This window comes from Kribbella sp. NBC_00359 (assembly GCF_036097425.1).
Taxonomy (GTDB): Bacteria; Actinomycetota; Actinomycetes; order Propionibacteriales; family Kribbellaceae; genus Kribbella.
In genome coordinates this window covers 7,962,363-7,984,376 of record NZ_CP107975.1, presented here as the reverse complement: position 1 = coordinate 7,984,376, position 22,014 = coordinate 7,962,363, and the positions used below count along the sequence as shown (strand labels likewise).

Genomic DNA, 22,014 nt, shown 5'->3' with positions numbered 1-22,014 from the left:
TCATGCCCGCCGATGCCGGTCGAGCACCACCCCCGGCCGGTCGCCAATCCGCCGGATGGTATGTACGGCTTGCCCTGGCCGTCCGACGGCAGAAGTACGCGAGACTGCTGGGACGCCCAAGTAAGGAGTGTCGACCATGCCCGCGTTCGACCTGCACATCGTCTTCGACTGCGCCGACCCGGATCGCGTGGCCCGCTTCTGGATGGCGGCGCTCGGCGGCTACGACTTCCCGTTCGGTGTGCCGGCGGGCTTCGCCACCTGGGACGAATGGGCCGACGCCAACAACATCCCGGTCGGCCAACGCAACACCGGCCGCACCCTGGTCGACAAGGACCGCGACCGCCCCGACATCTTCTTCCTGCAGGTTCCCGAGGCCAAGCAGGTCAAGAACCGCCTTCATCTGGACATCAAAGTCGCGCAAGGGCTCGAGGGTGCGGACCGTCGTACGGCGATCGAGAGTGAGACGGATCGCCTGATCGGGCTCGGGGCCACCGTGGCTGAACGGCTGGACGAGGCCGACGGATATCACGTGATCATGCGGGATCCGGAAGGCAACGAGTTCTGCCTGGCCTGAAGGGCTCAGATCTCCAGGCCGGTGTGGGTGGCGATGTGGGCGGGGAGAGGGTCGTGGTGGTCGCCGGTGGTGGGGATGCCGGCGGGTTCGATGACGACGATGGAGGCGCCGGCGTCGGAGAAGGGGCGGTGGTAGGTGCCGCGGGGAACGACGAAGACCTGGCCGGGGGAGAGGGAGACGACGCGTTCGTCCGGGTCGCGGACGGCGATGCTCAGATCGCCGTCGAGGACCAGGAAGAACTCGTCGGTGGTGTCGTGCACGTGCCAGATGTACGACCCCGCCACCTTGGTGACGCGGACGTCGTAGTCGTTGATCCGCGCGGCGATCCGCGGGCTCCAGAGGTCGTCGAAGGTCTTCAGGACAGCGTGCAGATCAACCGGTTCGTGGCTCATGCGGCCCAGTCTTCCCGCGTGCGCGGGCGAAGAGTGAGTGCTAGAAATGGCAGATGCCGAAAGAATCCTCGCACCATGTCGCCGTGATCGTGGACCACGGTTCGAACCCGTTCGAGCTGGGCGTCGCCACCGAGCTGTTCGGCCTGCGCCGGCCCGAGCTCGACCGGGACTGGTACGAGCTCAGCCTCTGCGCGCCGGACCCCTCGATCCGCATGCATTCCGGCTTCTTCACGCTGACCGGGGTCGCCGGCCTCGATCAGGTGGATCGCGCCGACACGGTGATCGTGCCGAATCGTCCTGATCCCGAAGTGCCACCGTCGGACGCCGTGCTGGACGTCGTACGGCGGGCCGCGCAGCGGGGAGCGCGGTTGGTGAGCTTCTGCACAGGGTCGTTCACGCTGGCGGCCGCCGGAGTGCTGGACGGCCGCCGGGCGACGACACATTGGCGATGGGCTGACACCTTCCGGCGGTCGTATCCGCAGGTGGAACTGCTGCCGGACGTCCTGTTCGTTGACGACGGCAACGTTCTGACCGCGGCCGGGAGTGCGGCGGCGCTCGACCTCGGCCTGCATCTGATCCGCCGCGACCACGGCGCCGAGATCGCGAACGCGGTGAGCCGGCGGTTGGTGTTCACGGCGCATCGCGACGGCGGTCAACGCCAGTTCATCGACCAGCCGGTGCCGGTGGTCGCGGACACCTCACTGGCGCCGCTGCTCGAGTGGGCGCGGGAGCGGCTCGGCAGCCCGCTGACGGTCGCGGACATCTCGACGTACGCCGCGGTCAGTCAAGCGACCCTGCATCGCCGGTTCCAGGCCGAGCTGGGTACGACGCCACTCGCCTGGCTGACCGGTGAGCGGGTGGCCTTCGCCTGCCGGCTGCTCGAACGCGGCGAGGTCCGGCTGGAGACGATCGCGAGGACCTGCGGCCTCGGTACGGCGGCCAACCTCAGGATCCAGCTGAAACGCACCACCGGCTTGACGCCCAGCGACTACCGCCGGCGGTTCGCGCTGCGGTCAGTCAGCTGAACCCGGGTCGGTGTGGAGGCGGATCTGCTTGATGCGCACCGACTCGTCGCCGTACAGGTCGAGCTCACGATGCGCTCCGTCCGGGGCCCAGCCGGCCTCGGTGTAGAAGGCGCGGAGGACGTCGTCGGTGGAGTTGACCCACACTGTCACGCGGCTGAACCCGTCGGCGCGGATGGTGTCGACAACCGCGTTCAGCAGCCGCGAACCATGGCCGGCGCGGGTGGCCTCCGGCTTGACCGCGAGCTCGGCGATCAACGCGTCCCGGCGCGGGTCGGCGTCCGGGTCGTCGGACGGCGTGATCGCGGCGAAGCCGACCAAGGTGCGGCCGGCCAGCGCGACCATCACCCGGTTGCGCGCCTCGCCCGGCGCGAGCAACGCGGCCCGCCACTGCGCCGCGAACTGCGCCGGGCTGAGGTCGGCGAGGACATCCAGCGGCAGCAGACCGGCGTACGCCGTCCGCCACGCGGCGACCTGGATCTCGCCGATCTCGTTCGCCTCGGCCGGAAGCGCCAGCCGCACACTCGTCTCGGCCACCGGGCTCTCACCGGAGAGGTCGGACAGGTTGGCGGGTTCCGGTACGCCGAAGTCACTCATGCCCGCCATCCTCCCAAAGCCGACGGGCGCTCAGTACACGAGGTGCCGCAGCAGGGTCTCGGCCGGACCACGGTAGGAACGCCTGCTCATCGCGTAGGCGCCGATCACCGAGACGACCCACACACCAACCGCGATCAGGGCCGCGGTGTACGCCGTACTCCCGAAGTGAAGGTCCAACGTGAAGGGAGCCAGCAGCACCATCCACGAGACCGACTGGAACAGATAGCCGGACAGCGATCGCTGACCCAGCGCCGAGACCGCGCGGACCGGCAGCGACAGCGTGGTGATGCGCGAGACCAGCAGAGCGAACAAGGCGATGTAGCCCGGTCCACCGAACATCCCACTGACGTGCGAAAGGAAGCTCAGCGAGTCGACCGCGGTCTCGTCGACGTTCAACCAGCCGGCACCGACCAGCGCGAGCGGCAGACCACCCAGGATCGTGATCCCCAGGCCGACAGCGGCGACCCAGGACAACAGCTTGCGGTGTGCACCCGGGTTCTCCAGGATCTGCTTGCGGGCCGCCCAGATGCCCAGCCAGACGACCATGATGAAGCCGACGACGCTCGCGGTGTGCAGTGGGTACTCGTGCAGCCGATCGATCACACTGGCGCCGTACGACGTGGCAGCGAGCGAGGGATTCGGGTCGTTGGTGAGCGGGTGTGCGGGCCCCGAGCTGTTGACGACCGTGAGGGCGGCCTGGGCAGCGATGACCAGGACATAGACGATCTCCAAGGCCCAGACGCCGAGGATGATCCGGTGGAACTTGTCGCCGCGGTTGAGCAGGAACAGCGTGCAGATGATGCCGACGATGCCGTAGGCGCCGAGGTAGTCCCCGAAGTACAGCAGCGTCGCGTGGACCAGGCCGAAGGCGATCAGCCAGCCGTTGCGCTTGAGCAGAATCCGCCGGACCGCGCCGGGGGTCGCGCCGGCGGAGCGCTGCCGCCGGGCCAGCTGGACCAGGCCGTAGCCGAACATCACCGCGAACACCGGGTAGGCCCGGGCGTCCACGAAGGTGAGCTTGACGAAGTTCAGCACGCGCTCGAGGCCGTGCGGTGAGCTTTCGACGCCGGGCTGGCCGGCGAAGGCGAAGTTGGCGCTGTTGGCCAGGCCGATCAGCAGCAGCATCGCACCGCGGATCAGGTCGGGTGCGAGCGCACGTTCCGTACCGGTGACCGGTCCGCGATGATCGACGGCCGGGAGCGTCTGCGTGGTCACGAGGAGTCCTTTCCAAAACTGTATAAGCCTTGAACTGAATACTCCCGGTGCACCTGGCGCGGACCCAGCGCGCTGCCACCACTTCGCGGGTGGACCTACCACCACCCCGTCCGACTTTGTGACACTTGTTGTCGGTTTGGAGAGAAAGTGTCACATCTCGGCTATGCTGCCGGTATGGACAGCTTCCAGGCGACCATCGACGCCGACGGCCGGATCGAGCCGCGGGACGCGATGCCGGCGGGGTACCGCAAGACCCTGATCCGGCAGATCGCGCAGCACGCGCACTCCGAGATCATCGGCATGCAGCCGGAAGGCAACTGGATCAGCCGCGCGCCGTCGCTGCGCCGCAAGGCGATCCTGATGGCGAAGGTGCAGGACGAGGCCGGCCACGGGCTCTACCTGTACGCCGCGGCCGAGACGCTCGGCGTGGATCGCGCAGACCTGCTCGACCTGCTGCACAGCGGGAAGCAGAAGTACTCCAGCATCTTCAACTACCCGACCCTGACCTGGGCCGACATCGGCGCGATCGGCTGGCTGGTCGACGGCGCCGCGATCGTGAACCAGGTCCCGCTCTGCCGCTGCTCCTACGGGCCGTACGCGCGGGCGATGGTCCGGGTCTGCAAGGAGGAGTCGTTCCACCAGCGGCAGGGCTTCGAGATCCTGCACACGCTGTGCAACGGCACTGAGGCGCAGAAGGCGATGGCCCAGGACGCCCTCGACCGCTGGTGGTGGCCGTCGCTGATGATGTTCGGTCCGCCCGACTCCGCGTCCACGCACTCGGAGCAGTCGATGGCGTGGGGGATCAAGCGGCACAGCAACGACGAGCTGCGCCAGCGCTTCGTCGACATGACCGTCCCGCAGGCCGACGTACTGGGGATCCGGGTGCCCGACGACGGCCTGTCGTACGACGAGGAGTCCGGGCACTACCACTTCACCGAGCCGGACTACACCGAGTTGTACGACGTGGTGAAGGGCAACGGCCCGTGCAACCAGCAGCGGCTCGCGCATCGGGTCAAGGCGCACGAGGACGGTGCGTGGGTCCGTGAGGCCGCGGCCGCCTATGCGGCGAAGCAGGCCGCTCGCAAGGAGAGTGCAGCATGATCGAGCCACTGTGGGAGGTGTTCGTCCGCTCGCGCAGAGGGCTGTCGCATACGCACGTGGGCAGCCTGCACGCACCGGATGCCACCATGGCGCTCCGCAATGCGCGCGATGTGTACACCCGTCGCCAGGAGGGAGTCTCCATCTGGGTCGTGCGGGCGTCCGACATCACCGCGTCCAGCCCGGACGAGAAGGACGAGTTCTTCGACCCGGCGGGCGACAAGGTCTACCGGCACCCGACCTTCTACCAGGTCCCGGAAGGCGTCGACCACCTGTGAACGATCTGTTCGTGTACGCGCTCCGCCTCGGCGACGACGCGCTGATCTCCGCGCAGCGCACCGCCGAGTGGATCGCGGCCGCCCCGCAGCTCGAGGAGGACGTTGCCCTCGGCAACATCGGCCTGGACCAGCTGGGCCAGGCGCGGTCGCTGCTGCAGTACGCCGGTTCCGTCGAAGGAGCCGGCCGGTCGGAGGACGATCTCGCCTACTTCCGGGACGAGCGCGACTTCCTCAACCTGCAGCTGTGCGAACTGCCGACCGGTGACTTCGCCCACGCGATGGCACGGTTGCTGTACTTCGCGACCTATCAGCATCTCTTGTACGACGAGCTCCAGACGTCCGCCGACGAGACGCTGTCCGGGGTTGCCGGCAAGGCAGTCAAAGAGGTTGCCTACCACGTCGACCACGCGACCCAGTGGGTGCTGCGCCTCGGCGATGGCACCGACGAGAGCCATAGCCGGATGCAGACCGCTCTGGAAGCGGTCTGGCCTTACACCGCCGAGATGTTCGAGTCCGACGACCTGGTACGACGTCTCGCGGTCGCAGTGGACCCGTCGACGCTGCAGGACGAGTGGACGCGTCGAGTGATGGCAGTGATCGACGAATCAACGTGCAGCCGGCCAGAGGCGTCGTACCAGCACAGTGGTGGCCGTCAGGGGCGTCACACCGAGCACCTGGGGTATCTGCTCGCGGAGCTGCAGCATGTGGCTCGCTCGCACCCGGGGGCGACATGGTGACCGACACCGCGATCCTCGAGGCCGTCGGCGAGGTCACGGACCCAGAGGTGCCGGTGCTGACGATCGCGGACCTTGGTGTGTTGCGCGGGGTGCGGCACGAAGGCGATGAGGTCGTCGTGACGATCACGCCGACGTACTCCGGCTGTCCGGCGATGGACCTGATCCGGCACGAGGTCGAGCTGACACTGCAGGCTCTCCACGTCGACGGGCGTGTCGAGACCGTCCTGTCGCCCGCGTGGACGACGGAGTGGATGAGTGAGGCCGGCAAGGTCAAGCTGACCGAGTACGGCATCGCCCCACCGACTGGTCGTCGCGCCGTTGGTGGGCCTGTCCTTCTGTCGTTGACGATCCGGTGCCCGTTGTGCGGGTCGCCCGACACCACGGAGCTGAGCCGCTTCGGCTCGACCTCCTGCAAGTCGCTCTGGCGGTGCAACAGCTGCCGGGAGCCTTTCGACCACTTCAAGGCGATCTAGATGACGACGACAGTGGCCCGGCGCCGGGCGGTCTTTCACCCGTTGAAGGTCGCCGCGATCGAAGCGATCACCGACGACTCGGTGGCGATCACGTTCGCGGTGCCTGCCGAGCTCGTGGGGGAGTACGAGTTCACCGCAGGTCAGCACCTGACGATCCGTCGTGCCGGGGACGAAGTACGGCGGAGCTACTCGATCTGCTCGCCCGCGGGGTCGGGCGTCCTGCGGATCGGCGTGAAACGGATCCCTGGCGGCGAGTTCTCGGCGTACGCGGCGCATGACCTGAAGGTCGGTGACGAGTTGGAGGTGATGACCCCACTCGGCCGATTCGGTACGACGCTCGACCCGGCGAATGTGAAGCACTACGCGTTCGTCGCGGCGGGCAGCGGGATCACGCCGGTGCTGTCGCTGGTCGCGACGATCCTCGCTACGGAACCAGGCTCGCGCGTGACCCTGCTCTACGGCAATCGGACCGCCGGGTCGGTGATGTTCGTCGACGAGCTGGCCGATCTGAAGGACCGATACGCCGAGCGGCTCCACCTGGTGCACGTGTTGTCGCGGGAGTCGACCGAGGTCGAGTTGTTCAGTGGTCGGATCGACGCGGAGCGGCTGCGGCGGATGTTCGCGACGATCCTGCCGTTGGACAGTGTGGACGAGTGGTTCCTGTGCGGGCCGTACGCGATGGTCGTCGGTGCGCAGGAGTTGCTGCTGGGGGAGGGCGTGGCGCGTGAGCACGTGCACGCCGAGCTCTTCCACGTCGGCGACGAGGCCCCGGCGGCTCCGGTCGAGGAGACGGTCGTGGACGAGGACGCCGCCGAGGTGACCGTCATCCTCGACGGTCGCCGTTCGACCTTCTCGCTCGGCGAGCACTCGAAGGCCGTCCTCGACGCGACGCTGGCGGTTCGCTCCGACGCCCCCTTTGCTTGCAAGGGCGGCGTCTGCGGCACCTGCCGAGCCAAGGTCCTCGAAGGTTCGGTGCGCATGGACACGAACTGGGCGCTCGAGCCCGACGAGATCCGGGCCGGCTACGTGCTGACCTGCCAGTCCCACCCGACGACACCACAGGTGACGCTGGACTTCGACGCATAGCAGCGACCGGCCTCCCCTGAAGGCCGGTCGCTGGACTGAGGTGGATGGATCAGTCGGTACCGGACTCCATCGCGGCCCGGTCGAGGAGCTCGTCCTGCTCGGTGGCCTCGCCGCGGGATGCGATCGCGTCGGCGCCGCCGGTCGGCATCGCGCCGATCAGGTCGGTGGAGGACGCGAGCGCCGGGTTCTGGCTGCCGAACATGCCCAGGCCGGCGTACTGCTCGAGCTTGGCGCGGGAGTCGGCGATGTCCAGGTTGCGCATGGTCAGCTGGCCGATCCGGTCGACCGGGCCGAACGCGGAGTCCTCGACCCGCTCCATCGACAGCTTGTCCGGGTGGTAGCTGAGCGCCGGACCGGTGGTGTCGAGGATCGAGTAGTCCTCGCCCCGCCGCAGCCGCAGCGTGACCTCACCGCTCACCGCCGTACCGACCCAGCGCTGCAGGGACTCCCGCAGCATCAGCGACTGCGGGTCCAGCCAGCGGCCTTCGTACATCAGCCGGCCGAGCTTCCGGCCCTCGTTGTGGTAGCTGGCCAGCGTGTCCTCGTTGTGGATCGCGTTCACGAGCCGCTCGTACGCCGCGTGCAGCAGCGCCATCCCCGGCGCCTCGTAGATCCCGCGGCTCTTGGCCTCGATGACCCGGTTCTCGATCTGGTCCGACATGCCCAGCCCGTGCCGGCCGCCGATCGTGTTCGCCTCCAGCACCAGATCGACCCCGGAGCCGAACTCCTTGCCGTTGATCGTCACCGGCCGGCCCTGCTCGAACGCGATCGTGACGTCCTCGGCCGGGATCTCGACGGACGGATCCCAGTGCGCGACGCCCATGATCGGGTCGACGGTCTCGACGCCCGTGTCGAGGTGCTCCAGCGTCTTCGCCTCGTGGGTGGCGCCCCAGATGTTGGCGTCGGTGGAGTAGGCCTTCTCGGTGCTGTCCCGGTACGGCAGGCCGTGGGTGACCAGCCACTCGGACATCTCCTTGCGGCCGCCGAGCTCGGAGACGAAGTCCGCGTCGAGCCACGGCTTGTAGATCCGCAGGTGCGGGTTGGCCAGCAGGCCGTAGCGGTAGAACCGCTCGATGTCGTTACCCTTGAAGGTCGACCCGTCGCCCCAGATCTGGACGTCGTCGTCGAGCATCGCCCGGACCAGCAGCGTGCCGGTCACGGCCCGCCCGATCGGGGTGGTGTTGAAGTACGTCCGCCCGCCGGACCGGATGTGGAACGCACCGCACGCCAGCGCGGCCAGCCCCTCCTCGACCAGCGCCGCCCGGCAGTCGACCAGGCGGGTGATCTCGGCGCCGTACGCCGTGGCCCGTCCCGGGACGGACGCGATGTCGGGCTCGTCGTACTGACCGAGATCGGCGGTGTACGTGCAGGGCACCGCCCCCCTGTCGCGCATCCACGCGACCGCGACCGACGTGTCGAGACCACCCGAGAACGCGATCCCGACCCGCTCACCAACCGGCAATGACGTAAGCACCTTGGACACAGGAAAAGTATGCACCCCTCTGCATGATTATGCAAAACGACGACGTCGGGCGAGCCTCCCTGGAGGACCGGACCACGGTTGAAAGGATGAGCCGTTCCAGGGTGAGGGGAGTGTGAGGCACGGTGATGGGGCGGTCGCATGCCTTGTCGGGGTGGTGCGCCGGGCTGGTGGTGGCGCCGCTGATCGGGCTGACGTCGGTGGCCGAGGTGGTGCCGTTCGCAGCTGCGACAGCCGGCTACGCACTCCTGCCTGACCTCGATCATCCGGGAGCGAGCGCTTCCCGGCTGCTCGGACCGATCACCCGGCTGGTGTCCGGTCTCATCCGCGCCTTCTCCGGCGTCCTCTACGACCTCACCAAGGGTCCGCGCGATGAGGACAGTACGGGGAGGCATCGCCACGCTACCCACACATTGGCCGCCGCGATCCTGCTCGGCGTACTCACGGCCAGCCTCGGCGACCGGGGGAAGTGGGCGGTGCTCGCGGTCGCCGTGACCGGTCTGGTGTTGGCCGCCGACGTACTCGGCGACTGGATCGTCCTCGCGGTCCTCGGCGCTACGGCCTGGTCGGTCTTCGGTACGGCGCTGCCCGGTACGACGACGGCCGACGCCGTACAGGCCGGCTTGTCGGAGATCGGCGGCTGGATCGGGATGGCGGTCGGCCTCGGCATGTTCGTCCACTGTCTCGGCGACAGCCTCACTCGCTCCGGCTGCCCGTGGCTCTGGCCGCTGCCGATCCGCGGCGAGACCTGGTACGAGATCCGGCTCCCGCGTCTCCTCCGCTTCAGCACGGGTAGCTGGGTCGAACGCCTGGTGATCGCGCCGCTCCTGCTGGCGGCCGGCGTACTGCTGCTTCCGGGCGGACTGCGGGCGGTCCAGCATGTTTTCGACGCAACCTCGATCTGGCTGGCGCGCTGAAGTGGTCGACGCTGCGCAGCAGTCTGGCTACGGAAAGTATTCGCAGAAGTTTTTCCGGATTTTTTTCGTGGAAGCTGTAACGACTGCCGGGGCAGGCCCGATAGGACGAGTGAGCCTGGTGGCTGCCCGGACCCCCGAGCGGACAGCCATCAGGCCTACTCATTTCTCCGAGGCTGCGGAGCGGTAATCTGAGCCCCATGTCCTCGCCAGCTTCCTCCGCCACGCCAGCGCCGCCGTTCGGCCGCCTGACGACGGCGATGATCACCCCGTTCCGGCCCGATGGCGCGCTCGATCTCGACGCCGCGCAGAAGGTCGCGACCTATTTGGTGGACCGCGGTAACGATGCCCTCATCATCAACGGGACCACGGGCGAGGCGCCGACCACCTCGGACCAGGAGAAGGTCCAGCTGGTGAAGGCGGTGCTGGCGGCGGTCGGGGACCGCGCCAAGGTGATCGCCGGTGTCGGGACCAACAACACCGCGCACACGATCGAGTGCGCGAAGCAGGCCGAGGCCGCCGGAGCCGATGCGCTCCTGGTCGTCACGCCGTACTACAACAAGCCTCCGCAGGACGGGCTGCGCGCGCACTTCACCGCGGTCGCCGACGCCACCGCCCTGCCGAACATCCTGTACGACATCCCCGGCCGGGCCGGCGTGGAGATCAAGAGCGAGACCCTGATCGCGCTCGCCGAGCATCCACGGATCGTCGCGGTGAAGGACGCCAAGGGCGACCTCGCCGGGACCACCAAGGTGCTGGCGAACACCGATCTGTTCTACTACTGCGGTGCCGACGAGCTGAATCTCGCCTCGCTGGCGGTCGGCGCGGTCGGCATCGCCAGTGTCGTCGCGCACGTCGCGAGCCCGGAGTACCGGCAACTGATCGACGCCGTGGTGGCCGGCGACCTCGCCACCGCTCAAGAGATCGACCGACGGCTGGTGCCCGCCGTCGAGACGATCATGACCAGGACCCAGGGCGCCATCATGGTGAAGGCCGCGCTCAAGCTGGCCGGCGTCATCGAGCACGCGACCCTCCGGTTGCCGCTGGTTGAGGCGACCGCCGAACAAGTGGACTGGCTCACCACCGACCTCAAAACGGCAGGACTGATTGCATGAGCCATCCCCATCCAGATCTCGACGCGCCCGGACCACTCGCTCCGGGCGCTTTGCGGGTGATCCCGCTCGGTGGCCTCGGCGAGGTCGGCCGCAACATGACGGTGTTCGAGTACGACGGCAAGCTGCTGATCGTGGACTGCGGCGTACTGTTCCCCGACGAGAACCAGCCCGGCGTGGACCTGATCCTGCCGGACTTCCAGCCGATCCGGGACCGCCTCGACGACGTCGTCGCGGTGGTCCTGACGCACGGCCACGAGGACCACATCGGCGGGTTGCCCTACCTGCTGCGTGAGCGGGGCGACATCCCCGTGATCGGCTCGCAGCTCACGCTCGCGCTGCTCGAGGGCAAGCTGAAGGAGCACCGGCATCGCAACGTGCCGCAGCAGACCGTGGTCGAGGGCGAGAAGCTCCAGATCGGGCCGTTCGTCTGCGAGTTCGTCGCGGTCAACCACTCGATCCCGGACGCGCTCGCGGTGGCGATCACGACGCCGGCCGGCACGGTGCTGCACACCGGCGACTTCAAGATGGATCAGTTGCCGCTCGACAACCGGCTCACCGACCTGCGCGCGTTCGCCCGGCTCGGCGAGGAGGGTGTCGACCTGTTCATGGTCGATTCCACCAACTCCGAGGTGCCCGGCTTCACCACCAACGAGCGCGACATCGCGCCGGTGCTGGACCGGGTCTTCACCAACGCGAAGCACCAGCGCATCATCGTCGCCTGCTTCGCCTCGCACGTGCACCGGGTGCAGCAGGTGATGGACGCCGCGGTGAAGCACCGCCGCAAGGTCGCGTACGTCGGCCGCTCGATGGTCCGCAACATGGGTGTGGCCCGTGATCTCGGCTTCCTGACGGTGCCCGGCGACACGCTGATCGACATGCGCGAGCTGGACAACTACCCGCCGGAGCAGGTCGTGCTGGTGTCGACCGGTTCGCAGGGTGAGCCGATGTCGGCGCTGTCCCGGATCGCGGCCAACGACCACCACGTCGTCCAGATCCAGCCGGGCGACACCGTCGTACTCGCGTCGTCCTTGATCCCGGGCAACGAGAACTCGGTCTACCGGGTGATCAACGGCCTGACCCGGCACGGCGCGAACGTGATCCACAAGGGCAACGCGCTCGTACACGTGTCCGGACACGCCAGCGCGGGCGAACTGCTGTACTGCTACAACATCGTCAAGCCGCGCAACGTGATGCCCGTGCACGGCGAGATCCGGCACCTGCACGCGAACGCGGAGCTGGCCGTCCAGACCGGCGTACCGGCGAAGAACGTGGTCGTCGTCGAGGACGGTGTGGTGGTCGACCTGATCGACCGGCAGGCCGTGGTGGCCGGCAAGGTGGACTGCGGGTACGTGTTCGTCGACGGCTCGACCGTCGGCGACATCACCGAGACCTCGCTGAAGGACCGCCGGATTCTCGGCGACGAGGGTTTCATCTCGGTCATCGCCGTGATGGACTCGGTCACCGGCAAACTGACCGCCGGGCCGGAGATCCAGGCACGCGGGTTCGCCGAGGACGACACCGTCTTCGACGACCTCAAGCCGAAGATCGAGGCGGAGATCGAGAAGGCGATCGGCAGCGGCGTGGACGACATGTACCAGCTGCAGCAGGTGATCCGCCGGGTGGTCGGCAAGTGGGTCAGCGACACCCACCGCCGCCGCCCGATGATCATCCCGGTCGTCGTGGAGAGCTAAGTGCCTCGTGCGCTCTGTAACTTGACGCTACCGGCGCCCAGGCACGCACCTCACGGCACTGGCGAAGCACCCACGATGCTCCGCATCGAGGGCGCTTCTCCAGCACCGTGATGCACGCACCTGGACACCGCTATCGTTCAAGCTACAGAGCGCACGAGGCACTGACACAACAGGGGAGAGAGGGGCCGGCGATGACCATCAGCGGAGTGAACGGGACGGGCCAGCGCCGGCCCACGATGAAGGAGGTCGCGGCCCGGGCGGGGGTCGCGCTGAAGACCGTCTCCCGGGTGGTGAACGAGGAGCCGAACGTCAGCCCGGAGCTGACCGCCAAGGTCCAGGCCGCGATCAAGGAGCTCAACTACACGCCGAACGAGAGCGCCCGGATGCTGCGCCGCGGCAAGACCGGGACGATCGCAGTGGTGATCCGCGACATCGGCGACCCGTTCTTCGCCTCGCTCGGCCGGGCGGTCGAGCTGTGGGCCCGGTCGTCCGGCTCGGTCGTGATGATCGGGCTCACCGACGAGGACCCGGAGCGCGAGCGGGAGGTCTGCCTGGAGTTCGTCGCCCGCCGGCCGGACGCGCTGATCATGGCGCCGATCGGGGAGACCCAGGACTACCTCGCGCCGCACGTCGACGCCGGGATGGCCGTGGTCACGATCGACCGGCCGGCCCACGGGATCGAGGCCGACGCAGTACTCGCGGACAACGCCGGCGGGATCGATCAGGCGATCGACCACCTGGTCCGGCAGGGGCACCGGCGGATCGCGTACCTCGGTGACGACGAGCGGATCTTCACGGCCCGCGAACGCGTGGTCGCCTATCGGGCCGCGATGGCCCGGCACCACATCGACGTGGACGAGGACCTGGTCCACCTGTCCGAGCCGACGACCGAGGGCATCGGCATCACGCTGTCCGCCGTACTGGATCGTCCGGAGCCGGCGACGGCGTTGCTGTCGGCCAACAACATGACCACGGCCGAGGTCCTCCGCGGTCTCGCGGGCCGGCGGGATCGGGTCGCGCTGGTCTCCTTCGACGACCTCGCCCTCGGCGACCTGCTGAGCCCCGGCCTGACCGCGGTCGCGCAGTCGGCCGACGTGATGGCCCGGACGGCGATCCAGCTGATGACCGAGCGTCTCCCGGAGCCACATCGCCCCGGTCGGACGGTCCGCGTCCCGGTGAAGCTCACCATCCGCGGATCAGGCGAGATCCCGCCGGCCTGAGCGCAGCTCCGCCGCCAGCGGGCACTGGAACGGGTCCCTGGCGTGCAGGCCGACGTTGTTGAGGTAGTCGACGACGATCTTGTACGACGTGAACAGGCCGACCTCGGTGTAGTTCACGCCGTGCAGAGCGCAGTACTCGCGGACGATCGGCTGCACCCGCCGGAGCGTCGGTCGGGGCATGCTCGGGAACAGGTGGTGCTCGATCTGGTAGTTCAGGCCGCCCATCGCGAAGTCGACCAGGACGCCACCGCGGATGTTGCGTGACATCAGCACCTGGCGGCGGAGGAAGTCGAGCCGCATGCCGGCCGGGACGAGCGGCATGCCCTTGTGGTTCGGCGCGAACGCCGCACCGAGGCAGACCCCGAAGACCGCGAGCTGCAGGCCGAGGAATGCACTGGCTTTCCCGGCTGGGAGCAGCAGATAGAGCGCAGCCACATAGCCGGCGAGCCTCGTGACCACGACCGCGGCCTCGATGCGTTCCAGCCGGTTCGCGTCGCGGCGCAGCAGGTGCCGCAGGCTCGACGCGTGCAGGCCGAGCCCTTCCAGCGTCAGCAGTGGGAAGAAGAGCCAGCCCTGGCGTGCGGCGAACCACTGACCGAGTCGGCCGCGCTTCGCGACCGCATCCGGCGTGAAGGCGATGGCCTCGAGCTGGACGTCGGGATCCTTGTCGACCTGGTTCGGCGCGTTGTGGTGCCTGGAATGCTTCGTCCGCCACCAGGTCACACTCATGCCCGCGACTGCGCCCGCGAGGATGCGTGCCGTCCAGTCGTTCCGGGCCGCGGAGTCGAAGACCTGCCGATGCGCGCTGTCGTGGCTGAGGAACGCGACCTGCACGAGCACGAGCGCGAGCGCAACGGCCAGCACCAGCTGGAACCAGGAGTCGCCGAGCAGGACCACGCCGACGGCGACGGCCAGCAACGCCGTCAGGACCACGCCGATCCGGGTGTAGTAGTAGCCCTGGCGCCGCCGCAGCAGGCCGAGCTCCCGCACAGTATGGAGGAGATCCGTGTACAGGCTGACGTACCGCTGCTGGGCGCCCACGCCGCCATCATCAAGAATCATCGTGACGCCAGGCGTGCGGTGAGGTGGACCGGTGAGGTCGGCTGGGCAAAGTGCATCAGTTCCGGTTCTGCGCGACGAGCGGGCACTGGAACGGGTCGCGCGCCCGCAGCCCGACGTTGTTCAGGTAGTCGACGACGATCTTGTACGACGCGAAGAAGCCGACCTCGGTGTACTTCACCTCATGCAGGGCGCAGTACTCGCGGACGATCGGCCGGACCGCCTTGAGCGTCGGCCGGGGCATGCTCGGGAACAGGTGGTGCTCGATCTGGTAGTTCAGGCCGCCCATCGCGAAGTCGACCATCACCCCGCCGCGGACGTTGCGGGACATCAGCACCTGGCGCCGCAGGAAGTCCAGCTTCATCGTCCTCGGCACCAGCGGCATGCCCTTGTGGTTCGGGGCGAACGAACCGCCGAGGCAGACCCCGAAGACGGCGAGCTGCAAGCCGAGGAACGCGCCGGCCTTGCCGATCGGCAGCAGGATGAACAGCACGGCCAGATAGGCTCCGATCCGGCCCACCACGATCGCGGCCTCGATGCGCTCGACGGACGTCGCTCCCCGGCGCAACAGGTGGCGGATGCTCGAGACGTAGAGGCTCAAGCCTTCCAGGGTCAGCAACGGGAAGAACAGCCAGCCTTGGCGACGGGTCAGCCACGCCTGGAAGCCCGTGCGCTCGGCCACGTGGTCGGGGGTGAACGCGACGACCCCGATCGCGATGTCCGGATCCTTTCCCAGCTGGTTCGGTGCCCCATGGTGACGGCTGTGCTTCGACCGCCACCACGCGGCGCTCATCCCGACCAGTCCACCGGCCAGCAGGCGAGCGGTCCAGTCGTTCCAGGCGGCGGAGTCGAAGATCTGCCGGTGCGCGCTGTCGTGGCTGAGAAAGGCGACCTGCGTCAGCACCAGCGCCAGGGCGCCTGCCATCAGGAGCTGCAACCAGGAGTTGCCGAGCAGGCCGACGCCGACCCAGACCGCCACGAAGGCGGCCAGCACCAGGCCGATCCGGGTGATGTAGTACCCGCGCCGCCGCTTGAGCAGTCCGAGCTCGCGGACAGTCGTCAGAAGGTCGGTGTAGAGGTTCGTGTAGCGCTGCTGCGGCCGTGACGGATCAGGGTCTTCCGCGACAAGCTGTGACATGAGAATGCCCCGCTCCGGAGTGCATCGGTCGATGCGCTACCGGGTCCAGGGCAGCGGGTACGAGAAGGTGGCTGGTACCCCCAACGGAACCACGCCCGGTAGCCACAAGCAAGCCGGCGTCCGGTGACCGCGGCCGGCTGTCCGCCGCTGCGGGTGATTTGGCGCCCAGTTAGCCCGGCCGTCATCTGACCGTCATCAGCGGAGCGCATTTTCGGCTCATGAACTTGAGCCGCCGCCAGCTCCTGGCCGCATCCACCGTCGCCGGCGCCACCCTCGCAGTACCAGGGGTTGCGACCGCGGCCCCCAATGTCGTCCGCCGTGATCGGCCCGCCCTGCCGTCCGGCATCGCGAGCGCCGACGTGACCCCGCAGTCCGCTGTCGTCTGGTCCCGCACGGACCGCCCCGGCCGGCTGGTCGTCCAGCTGACCAGCAACGGTCGCTTCGACAAGTCGATCCGGCTGCGCGGTCCGGTCACCATTGCCGCCGACGACTTCACCGCCCGGCTTCCGCTGCGTGGCCTGCGTCCCGGCCAGCGCTACGACTACCGGATCGGCTTCGAGGACGCCCGCGGCCGGGTCGGCGAGACCCTCGACGGTTCGTTCAGTACGCCGGGCCGCAACCGGCCGGTGTCCTTCGTGTTCACCGGCGACACCGCGGGTCAGGGCTACGGCATCAACCCGGACCTCGGCGGCATGATCGCGTACAAGGCGATGCACGACACCCGCCCTGACTTCTTCCTGCACTCCGGCGACAACATCTACGCCGACGGCCCGATCGCGGCCGAGCTGAAAGTTGCCGACGGCACCATCTGGAAGAACGTGGTGACCGAGGAGGTCGCCAAGGTCGCCGAGACCCTGGCCGAGTACCGCGGCCGGTACAAGTACAACCTGCTCGACCACAACGTCCGCGACCTGTACGCCGACGTGCCGCTGGTGGCGCAGTGGGACGACCACGAGACGCTGAACAACTGGTATCCGGGGGAGATCCTCACCGACGACCGCTACACCGAGAAGCGCGTCGACGTCCTCGCGTCCCGGGCGAAGAAGGCCTTCCTCGAGTACCTGCCGATGGAGCACGTCGCGGGCCGGGACCGGATCTATCGCAAGGTCAGCTACGGCCCGCTGCTCGACGTCTTCTGCCTCGACATGCGGACGTACCGCGGCGCGAACCCGACGCCCGCCACCGTCGGCCCGGTCGCGATGCTCGGTGCCGAGCAGGCCGCCTGGCTGGTTCGCGAGGTGGCCGCGTCGAAGGCGACCTGGAAGGTGATCGCGAGCGACATGCCGCTCGGCCTGCTGGTCCCGGACGGCGACCTGATCGAGGCCGTCGCCAACGGCGTCGCCGGTGCGCCGGGTGGTCGCGAGCACGAGATCGCGTGGGTGCTGAGCCAGTTCAAGAAGCGCAAGGTCCGTAACGCGATCTGGCTGACGGCCGACGTGCACTACGCAGCCGCCCACCACTACGACCCGTCCCGCGCGGCGTTCACCGACTTCGACCCGTTCTGGGAGATCGTGGCCGGCCCGATCAACGCCGGCACGTTCGGGCCGAACGCGCTCGACAACACGTTCGGCCCGGAGGTCGTGTTCTCGAAGGTCGCGGACTTCGCGAGCCAGTCGCCGGCGAGCGGCAACCAGTTCTTCGGCCACACCACGATCGACCCGCGCACCGGAGTCCTCACGATCTCCTTGCGCAACCTGTTCGGCACGGTCCTCTGGACCAAGGACATCACCCCGGCCCACCACTGAGGGCCCGTCGTACTCACCTGGCTCCGGCGCCTGCGCGGGATGCCGCCCACCGGAGCAGGTGAGTGCGACGCTCATTGCTCGTACGGACTCTGCTGAGGGTTGTCATGTCCGGTTAGGTTTGTCCGCATGAGCTATCCGGAGAGCCGCCGCGACGATGTGGTCGACACGCTGCATGGGCAGGAGATCGCCGACCCCTACCGCTGGCTGGAAGACCCTGACGCGCCCGACACCCGGGACTGGGTCCGCAGGCAGAACGAGTTCACCCAGGCCGAGCTCTCCGGCTATCCGGAGCGGGAGTGGTTCCAGACCACCATGGCGGCGATCCTGGCCCGCCCACGCGCCGGCGTCCCGGCGAAGAAAGCCGGCTGGTACCTCGTCGGCCGCAACGACGGCACGCAGGCCCAGGATGTCGTGTACGTCGCCGAGTCACTCGACGCGCTGCTCGCCGGCGGCCGGGTCCTGATCGACCCCAACACGCTGTCCGCCGACGGCACTGACTCGTTGGGCTCGTTCACCGTGAGTCCGGACGGCAAGTACTTCGCGTACGGCGTCAACGAGAGCGGCAGCGACTGGACGACGTTCCGGCTGCTCGACATCGCCACGGGCACGCCCGTCGACGATGTGGTCACGGGGGCGAAGTTCTGCGAAGCCACGTGGCTCCCGGACAGTTCGGCGTACCTCTATTTGCACTACCCGGCGAGTGGCCGCAGTGAAGGGACTGAGACGAAGACGCTCACCGGCGGGCGTCTGATGCTGCACAAGGTCGGCACACCGCAGTCCGATGACGAGCTCGTGCTGAGCTTCCCGGACCAGGACCGCTACTTCATCACACCGGAGGTGTCGGAGGACGATCGCTACCTCGTCGTCCACATCACCGAGGGCACTGACCCCGGCGCTCGGCTCTGGGTCTTTCCGATCACCTCCGACGGCTTCGGCGAGCCGGTGAAGGTCGTGGACTCCTTCGCCGACGAGATCGCGTTCGTGCGGATGTCCGGCGACCAGCTGGTACTGCGGACCGATCGTGACGCCTCCCGTGGTCGCGTGGTGCTCGCTTCGCTGGACGGTGAGTTCGTCGACCTGATCCCGGAGGGCGAGGCCACACTGCAGGCCGTTCGCGGCACTGCCGCCGGACTGGCCACCCTGACGCTGGTCGACGCACAGCCGGCGCTGACGCTCTTCGCGCTCGACGGGTCCGATGCGCGGGTGATCGACGTACCGGGCGGGGGAGTGGTGGGCTTCGACGCCAGCCCCGAGTACGACGAGCTCTTCGTCGGCCTGTCGACCACAACCGATCCCACCGTGTCGTACGTCGTCTCGACGTCGTCGGGCGTCGTCCGTGCCTTGCCGGAGCTCGTCCGTGGCTCAGGTGGATTCACGTCCCCGTCGGTCACCGTGACGCGACGCGTCGAGCCAGGCCGCGAGGTGCCGTACTTCCTGATCACTCGCTCAGACCTGGACGTCTCCGCACCACGTCCGACGCTGCTCTACGGGTACGGCGGCTTCCGCATCCCGATCCTGGCCGACTACAAGCCGGGCTGGCCGGCGTGGCTCGCGGCCGGCGGAGTGCTGGTGATCGCGAACCTGCGGGGCGGCGGTGAGTACGGCAGCGACTGGCACGACGCGGGACGGCTCAAGAACAAGCAGAACGTCTTCGACGACTTCATCGCTGTCGCAGAGCACCTGCGGGACACCGGGGTGACCACGCCTGCGCAGCTCGCGATCCACGGTCGCAGCAACGGCGGTCTGCTCGTGGGAGCGGCCATGACACAGCGACCGGACCTGTTCGCGGCCGCACTGCCCGGTGTGGGCGTCATGGACATGTTGCGGTTCCACATGTTCACAGTGGGCGCCGCGTGGGCCTCTGACTTCGGCCATCCGGACGATGCGTCGGAGTTCGAGGATCTGCTGGCTTACTCACCACTGCATCAGTTGCGTGACGGGACGTCGTACCCGGCGACTCTCGTGGTCACGGGTGATCACGACGACCGGGTGGTGCCGTTGCACAGTCACAAGTTCATCGCCGAGCTGCAGCATGCCCAGTCCGGTCCGGGACCGGTCTTGACCCGCGTCGAGGTCAACACCGGTCACGGCTTCGGGAAACCCGCCGCCATGGTCGCGGCGGAATGGGCGGACCTACTGGCGTTCGCTGCTCACCATGTAGGCCTTGTACCTCCTGAGCAGTAGGAGGGGCCGGCGTTCGCTACCAGATGCGAGGAGCTTGGAGGTCCCGCGGGTCGTCGGTGGGCTGACAGCCGTGCGCGGTGTCCTCGTACTCCGACCGCGGTCCACCGGCGGCCAGCGTCCGTACGGCGTTGACGAGCCGGTCCACGTGCTCACGCGTCGTACCGAGGCCGAGGCTCGCCCGGACCGCGGTGCCGTGCTCGGGGGAGTCCGCGAGCAGGTGACCGACGAGCGGGTGCGCACAGAACTTGCCGTCCCGGACACCGATGCCGTACTCGGCGCTCAGCGCCGCTGACACGAGCGTTGAGCTCAGACCGGCAACCGTGAAGCAGACGGTGCCGACACGGTCCGCGTCCTCGCCGAAGATCGAGTACGTCGTGACGCCGGGGAGCTGAGCCAGTCCGGTCCGGAGGCGGGCGAGCAGGCTGCGTTCGTGCTGCTCGATCGCGTCGCGGTGCTTGCTGATCGCGGCACACGCCGCGGCGAGGGCGATAGCGCCGATGACGTTGGGGGAGCCGCCCTCGTGCCGCGCCGGACCGGTCGCCCAGACCACGGTGTCGCCGGTGACCGCGGTCGTAGCGCCGCCGCCGTACAGGTACGGATCGGCGGCGTCGAGCCAGTCGGCGCGGCCGATCAGCGCACCGGCGCCGTACGGCGCGTAGAGCTTGTGGCCGGACAGTGCGACCCAGTCAACGTCCAGTGCGGCGATATCGACCCGCCGGTGTGGGGCCAGTTGCGCGGCGTCGAGGCAGACCCGCGCACCGTGCGCCTTGGCGACCGCGGCGATCTCCGCGATCGGGAAGATCTCACCTGTCACGTTGGAGGCGCCGGTCACGACCACCAGCCGCGGACCCTCAGGCGCGGTGCGCAGAGCGTCGGCGACGTTGGTCACCGCTTCACTGGGGGAGGCGGGCGCCGTCAGGCGGACGGTCCGCTCGGCCGGCCAGGGCAGGAGCGCGGCGTGGTGCTCGGACTCGAAGACGATCACAGTCGCGTCCGCGGGGACGGCGTGGGCGAGCAAGTTCAGCGCGTCCGTGGTCTGGCGGGTGAAGATCACCTGGTCGTCGGCGCGGGCTCCGACGAACGCGTGCACCTCGGCGCGAGCGCGCTCGTACCACTGGGTGGTGATGCGGGAGGCGTAGCCGTTGCCGCGGTGCACCGACGCGTACGACGGCAGCGCCGCCTCGACGCTGGCCCGGACAGACTCCAGACACGGCGCACTGGCTCCGTGGTCGAAGTTCGCGTAGTCGGTGACTCGGCCGTCGGCCAGCGGGACCAGCAGGTCCGAGCCGACCGTGGTGGGGATGCTGCCGGTGACGAGCCGGGTGACCGTCGGCCGCGGCGTACTCGCGCTGGCCGGTTCGAGGATGGAGAGAATCGACATGCTGCTGCTCCAGGAAGTCCGCACTTGCCGAGCGGCGTATCCGCACGGCCTGGTCTTCACCCGGGGCACCCCACCGCGGAGGAGGGTTGCCGGCCAGCGAGCCGGGGCTTGGCGCTGGCACTCATGACCTGCCGAGAACCGTAACGAACAGCCTGAGCCGGCGCCAGTGGCAATCTCACATTCCGGGATTCCCGAACACATCCTGAGACGTGCAGACTGTTGCCATGATCGGACGGCTGCACCACCTCGCGATCGACTGCCCGGAACCGCTGGAGCTCGCGCGCTTCTACTCGGCCCTGCTCGGCAAGCCCATCACGTACGAGAGCGACGGCTGGGTGGTGGTCGCCGACAACGACCACACGTCAGGTCTCGCCTTCCAGCGTGCGCTCGGCCACCAGCGCCCGCAGTGGCCGGACCCCACGCGTCCTCAGCAGATGCACCTCGACGTCATGGTCGACGACCTCGACGCGGCCGGGTCGGCGGTCCTGGCGCTCGGCGCTCGCAAGCTCTCGGCCACTGTGTACGAGGATCCGGCCGGACACCCGTTCTGTCTCATCCCGCGACCCGGCTGGGCGCCGCCGGTCAATCCGTAATGGATTCGCTCCGGGCGACCGG

At 68.5% G+C, this 22,014-nt stretch carries 21 protein-coding genes and 1 riboswitch; of the genes, 14 read left to right on the top strand and 7 right to left on the bottom strand.

Features of this window, described 5'->3' with window-relative positions:
* The first annotated feature begins 136 nt into the window (after positions 1-136).
* Positions 137-574: a VOC family protein gene (locus tag OG876_RS38770; RefSeq protein ID WP_328521704.1), complete on the top strand. Its 438-nt coding sequence runs from the start codon at positions 137-139 to the stop codon at positions 572-574.
* A gap of 5 nt (positions 575-579) precedes the next feature.
* Here the strand turns inward: OG876_RS38770 and OG876_RS38765 are convergent, their stop codons facing one another.
* The gene (locus OG876_RS38765; RefSeq protein ID WP_328521703.1) at positions 580-966 is read right to left on the bottom strand and encodes a cupin domain-containing protein; all 387 of its coding nucleotides are present in this window, start codon (positions 964-966) and stop codon (positions 580-582) included.
* A 53-nt stretch (positions 967-1,019) separates the two neighbouring features.
* Here OG876_RS38765 and OG876_RS38760 point away from each other — a divergent pair, with 53 nt between their 5' ends.
* Positions 1,020-1,991 (top strand): helix-turn-helix domain-containing protein, encoded by a 972-nt coding sequence (locus OG876_RS38760; protein WP_328521702.1) that lies wholly within the window; start codon positions 1,020-1,022, stop codon positions 1,989-1,991.
* On the opposite strand, the gene OG876_RS38755 is transcribed toward OG876_RS38760, so the two are convergent.
* Together OG876_RS38755 and OG876_RS38750 are read right to left on the bottom strand one after the other, a co-directional pair.
* The gene (locus OG876_RS38755) at positions 1,980-2,585 is read right to left on the bottom strand and encodes a GNAT family N-acetyltransferase (protein ID WP_328521701.1); all 606 of its coding nucleotides are present in this window, start codon (positions 2,583-2,585) and stop codon (positions 1,980-1,982) included. The genes OG876_RS38760 and OG876_RS38755 overlap by 12 nt on opposite strands.
* 30 nt (positions 2,586-2,615) lie before the next feature.
* Entirely contained in the window at positions 2,616-3,800 is a 1,185-nt protein-coding gene (locus OG876_RS38750; RefSeq protein ID WP_328521700.1) for a DUF418 domain-containing protein, read from the bottom strand.
* A gap of 174 nt (positions 3,801-3,974) precedes the next feature.
* Between OG876_RS38750 and paaA the strand changes: the two genes are divergently transcribed.
* From paaA to paaE, 5 genes are read left to right on the top strand one after another with little or no spacing between them, the layout of a single operon-like run.
* Positions 3,975-4,901 carry a 1,2-phenylacetyl-CoA epoxidase subunit PaaA gene (paaA, locus tag OG876_RS38745; RefSeq protein ID WP_328521699.1) on the top strand — a complete coding sequence of 309 codons (927 nt, stop codon included), beginning with the start codon at positions 3,975-3,977 and terminating at the stop codon, positions 4,899-4,901.
* Entirely contained in the window at positions 4,898-5,176 is a 279-nt protein-coding gene (paaB, locus tag OG876_RS38740) for a 1,2-phenylacetyl-CoA epoxidase subunit PaaB (RefSeq protein WP_077016727.1), read from the top strand. The genes paaA and paaB overlap by 4 nt, the downstream gene beginning before the upstream one ends.
* Positions 5,173-5,913, top strand: coding sequence for a 1,2-phenylacetyl-CoA epoxidase subunit PaaC (paaC, locus tag OG876_RS38735; RefSeq protein ID WP_328521698.1), 741 nt, complete (start codon positions 5,173-5,175; stop codon positions 5,911-5,913). The genes paaB and paaC overlap by 4 nt, the downstream gene beginning before the upstream one ends.
* A complete protein-coding gene (paaD, locus tag OG876_RS38730) occupies positions 5,907-6,386 on the top strand; it encodes a 1,2-phenylacetyl-CoA epoxidase subunit PaaD (protein ID WP_328521697.1) in 480 nt (159 codons plus the stop codon). The genes paaC and paaD overlap by 7 nt, the downstream gene beginning before the upstream one ends.
* Complete coding sequence (gene paaE, locus OG876_RS38725; protein WP_328521696.1) at positions 6,387-7,472, top strand: 1,2-phenylacetyl-CoA epoxidase subunit PaaE; 1,086 nt, start codon at positions 6,387-6,389, stop codon at positions 7,470-7,472.
* A gap of 49 nt (positions 7,473-7,521) precedes the next feature.
* On the opposite strand, the gene argG is transcribed toward paaE, so the two are convergent.
* Positions 7,522-8,955, bottom strand: a complete 1,434-nt coding sequence (gene argG / locus OG876_RS38720; protein WP_328521695.1) for an argininosuccinate synthase — start codon at positions 8,953-8,955, stop codon at positions 7,522-7,524.
* 125 nt (positions 8,956-9,080) lie between these two features.
* Here argG and OG876_RS38715 point away from each other — a divergent pair, with 125 nt between their 5' ends.
* The 4 genes from OG876_RS38715 to OG876_RS38700 all read left to right on the top strand — a co-directional run bounded on the left by OG876_RS38715 (position 9,081) and on the right by OG876_RS38700 (position 13,892).
* Positions 9,081-9,869 (top strand): metal-dependent hydrolase, encoded by a 789-nt coding sequence (locus OG876_RS38715; protein WP_328521694.1) that lies wholly within the window; start codon positions 9,081-9,083, stop codon positions 9,867-9,869.
* Between the two features lie 197 nt (positions 9,870-10,066).
* Entirely contained in the window at positions 10,067-10,981 is a 915-nt protein-coding gene (gene dapA / locus OG876_RS38710; protein ID WP_328521693.1) for a 4-hydroxy-tetrahydrodipicolinate synthase, read from the top strand.
* The gene (locus tag OG876_RS38705) at positions 10,978-12,672 is read left to right on the top strand and encodes a ribonuclease J (protein WP_328521692.1); all 1,695 of its coding nucleotides are present in this window, start codon (positions 10,978-10,980) and stop codon (positions 12,670-12,672) included. The genes dapA and OG876_RS38705 overlap by 4 nt, the downstream gene beginning before the upstream one ends.
* A gap of 191 nt (positions 12,673-12,863) precedes the next feature.
* Positions 12,864-13,892 (top strand): LacI family DNA-binding transcriptional regulator, encoded by a 1,029-nt coding sequence (locus tag OG876_RS38700; RefSeq protein ID WP_328521691.1) that lies wholly within the window; start codon positions 12,864-12,866, stop codon positions 13,890-13,892.
* Here OG876_RS38700 and OG876_RS38695 read toward each other — a convergent pair.
* A complete protein-coding gene (locus OG876_RS38695; protein ID WP_328521690.1) occupies positions 13,869-14,954 on the bottom strand; it encodes a fatty acid desaturase family protein in 1,086 nt (361 codons plus the stop codon). The genes OG876_RS38700 and OG876_RS38695 overlap by 24 nt on opposite strands.
* A gap of 55 nt (positions 14,955-15,009) precedes the next feature.
* Positions 15,010-16,089 carry a fatty acid desaturase family protein gene (locus OG876_RS38690; protein WP_328521689.1) on the bottom strand — a complete coding sequence of 360 codons (1,080 nt, stop codon included), beginning with the start codon at positions 16,087-16,089 and terminating at the stop codon, positions 15,010-15,012.
* 218 nt (positions 16,090-16,307) lie between these two features.
* Between OG876_RS38690 and OG876_RS38685 the strand changes: the two genes are divergently transcribed.
* A complete protein-coding gene (locus OG876_RS38685; RefSeq protein ID WP_328521688.1) occupies positions 16,308-17,834 on the top strand; it encodes an alkaline phosphatase D family protein in 1,527 nt (508 codons plus the stop codon).
* A gap of 126 nt (positions 17,835-17,960) precedes the next feature.
* Positions 17,961-20,018 (top strand): prolyl oligopeptidase family serine peptidase, encoded by a 2,058-nt coding sequence (locus OG876_RS38680; protein ID WP_328521687.1) that lies wholly within the window; start codon positions 17,961-17,963, stop codon positions 20,016-20,018.
* Positions 20,019-20,034: 16 nt separating this feature from the next.
* On the opposite strand, the gene OG876_RS38675 is transcribed toward OG876_RS38680, so the two are convergent.
* Positions 20,035-21,399 (bottom strand): aminotransferase class V-fold PLP-dependent enzyme, encoded by a 1,365-nt coding sequence (locus tag OG876_RS38675; protein ID WP_328521686.1) that lies wholly within the window; start codon positions 21,397-21,399, stop codon positions 20,035-20,037.
* Between the two features lie 15 nt (positions 21,400-21,414).
* Positions 21,415-21,528: riboswitch (SAM riboswitch) on the bottom strand.
* A 95-nt stretch (positions 21,529-21,623) separates the two neighbouring features.
* On the opposite strand from OG876_RS38675, the gene OG876_RS38670 reads away from it, so the two are divergent.
* The gene (locus OG876_RS38670; protein ID WP_328521685.1) at positions 21,624-21,992 is read left to right on the top strand and encodes a VOC family protein; all 369 of its coding nucleotides are present in this window, start codon (positions 21,624-21,626) and stop codon (positions 21,990-21,992) included.
* The last annotated feature ends 22 nt before the right edge of the window (positions 21,993-22,014 follow it).

Bases quoted from the DNA above. Each gene is read 5' to 3' on its own strand.
- OG876_RS38705 (WP_328521692.1), top strand. From the start codon at position 10,978: ATGAGCCATCCCCATCCAGATCTCGACGCGCCCGGACCACTCGCTCCG.
- OG876_RS38680 (WP_328521687.1), top strand. From the start codon at position 17,961: ATGAGCTATCCGGAGAGCCGCCGCGACGATGTGGTCGACACGCTGCAT.
- OG876_RS38670 (WP_328521685.1), top strand. From the start codon at position 21,624: ATGATCGGACGGCTGCACCACCTCGCGATCGACTGCCCGGAACCGCTG.
- OG876_RS38695 (WP_328521690.1), bottom strand. From the start codon at position 14,954: ATGATTCTTGATGATGGCGGCGTGGGCGCCCAGCAGCGGTACGTCAGC.
- paaB (WP_077016727.1), top strand. From the start codon at position 4,898: ATGATCGAGCCACTGTGGGAGGTGTTCGTCCGCTCGCGCAGAGGGCTG.
- paaD (WP_328521697.1), top strand. From the start codon at position 5,907: ATGGTGACCGACACCGCGATCCTCGAGGCCGTCGGCGAGGTCACGGAC.
- OG876_RS38755 (WP_328521701.1), bottom strand. From the start codon at position 2,585: ATGAGTGACTTCGGCGTACCGGAACCCGCCAACCTGTCCGACCTCTCC.
- dapA (WP_328521693.1), top strand. From the start codon at position 10,067: ATGTCCTCGCCAGCTTCCTCCGCCACGCCAGCGCCGCCGTTCGGCCGC.
- OG876_RS38675 (WP_328521686.1), bottom strand. From the start codon at position 21,399: ATGTCGATTCTCTCCATCCTCGAACCGGCCAGCGCGAGTACGCCGCGG.
- paaE (WP_328521696.1), top strand. From the start codon at position 6,387: ATGACGACGACAGTGGCCCGGCGCCGGGCGGTCTTTCACCCGTTGAAG.
- paaA (WP_328521699.1), top strand. From the start codon at position 3,975: ATGGACAGCTTCCAGGCGACCATCGACGCCGACGGCCGGATCGAGCCG.
- OG876_RS38690 (WP_328521689.1), bottom strand. From the start codon at position 16,089: ATGTCACAGCTTGTCGCGGAAGACCCTGATCCGTCACGGCCGCAGCAG.
- OG876_RS38760 (WP_328521702.1), top strand. From the start codon at position 1,020: ATGCCGAAAGAATCCTCGCACCATGTCGCCGTGATCGTGGACCACGGT.
- OG876_RS38770 (WP_328521704.1), top strand. From the start codon at position 137: ATGCCCGCGTTCGACCTGCACATCGTCTTCGACTGCGCCGACCCGGAT.
- OG876_RS38700 (WP_328521691.1), top strand. From the start codon at position 12,864: ATGACCATCAGCGGAGTGAACGGGACGGGCCAGCGCCGGCCCACGATG.
- OG876_RS38715 (WP_328521694.1), top strand. From the start codon at position 9,081: ATGGGGCGGTCGCATGCCTTGTCGGGGTGGTGCGCCGGGCTGGTGGTG.
- OG876_RS38685 (WP_328521688.1), top strand. From the start codon at position 16,308: ATGAACTTGAGCCGCCGCCAGCTCCTGGCCGCATCCACCGTCGCCGGC.
- OG876_RS38765 (WP_328521703.1), bottom strand. From the start codon at position 966: ATGAGCCACGAACCGGTTGATCTGCACGCTGTCCTGAAGACCTTCGAC.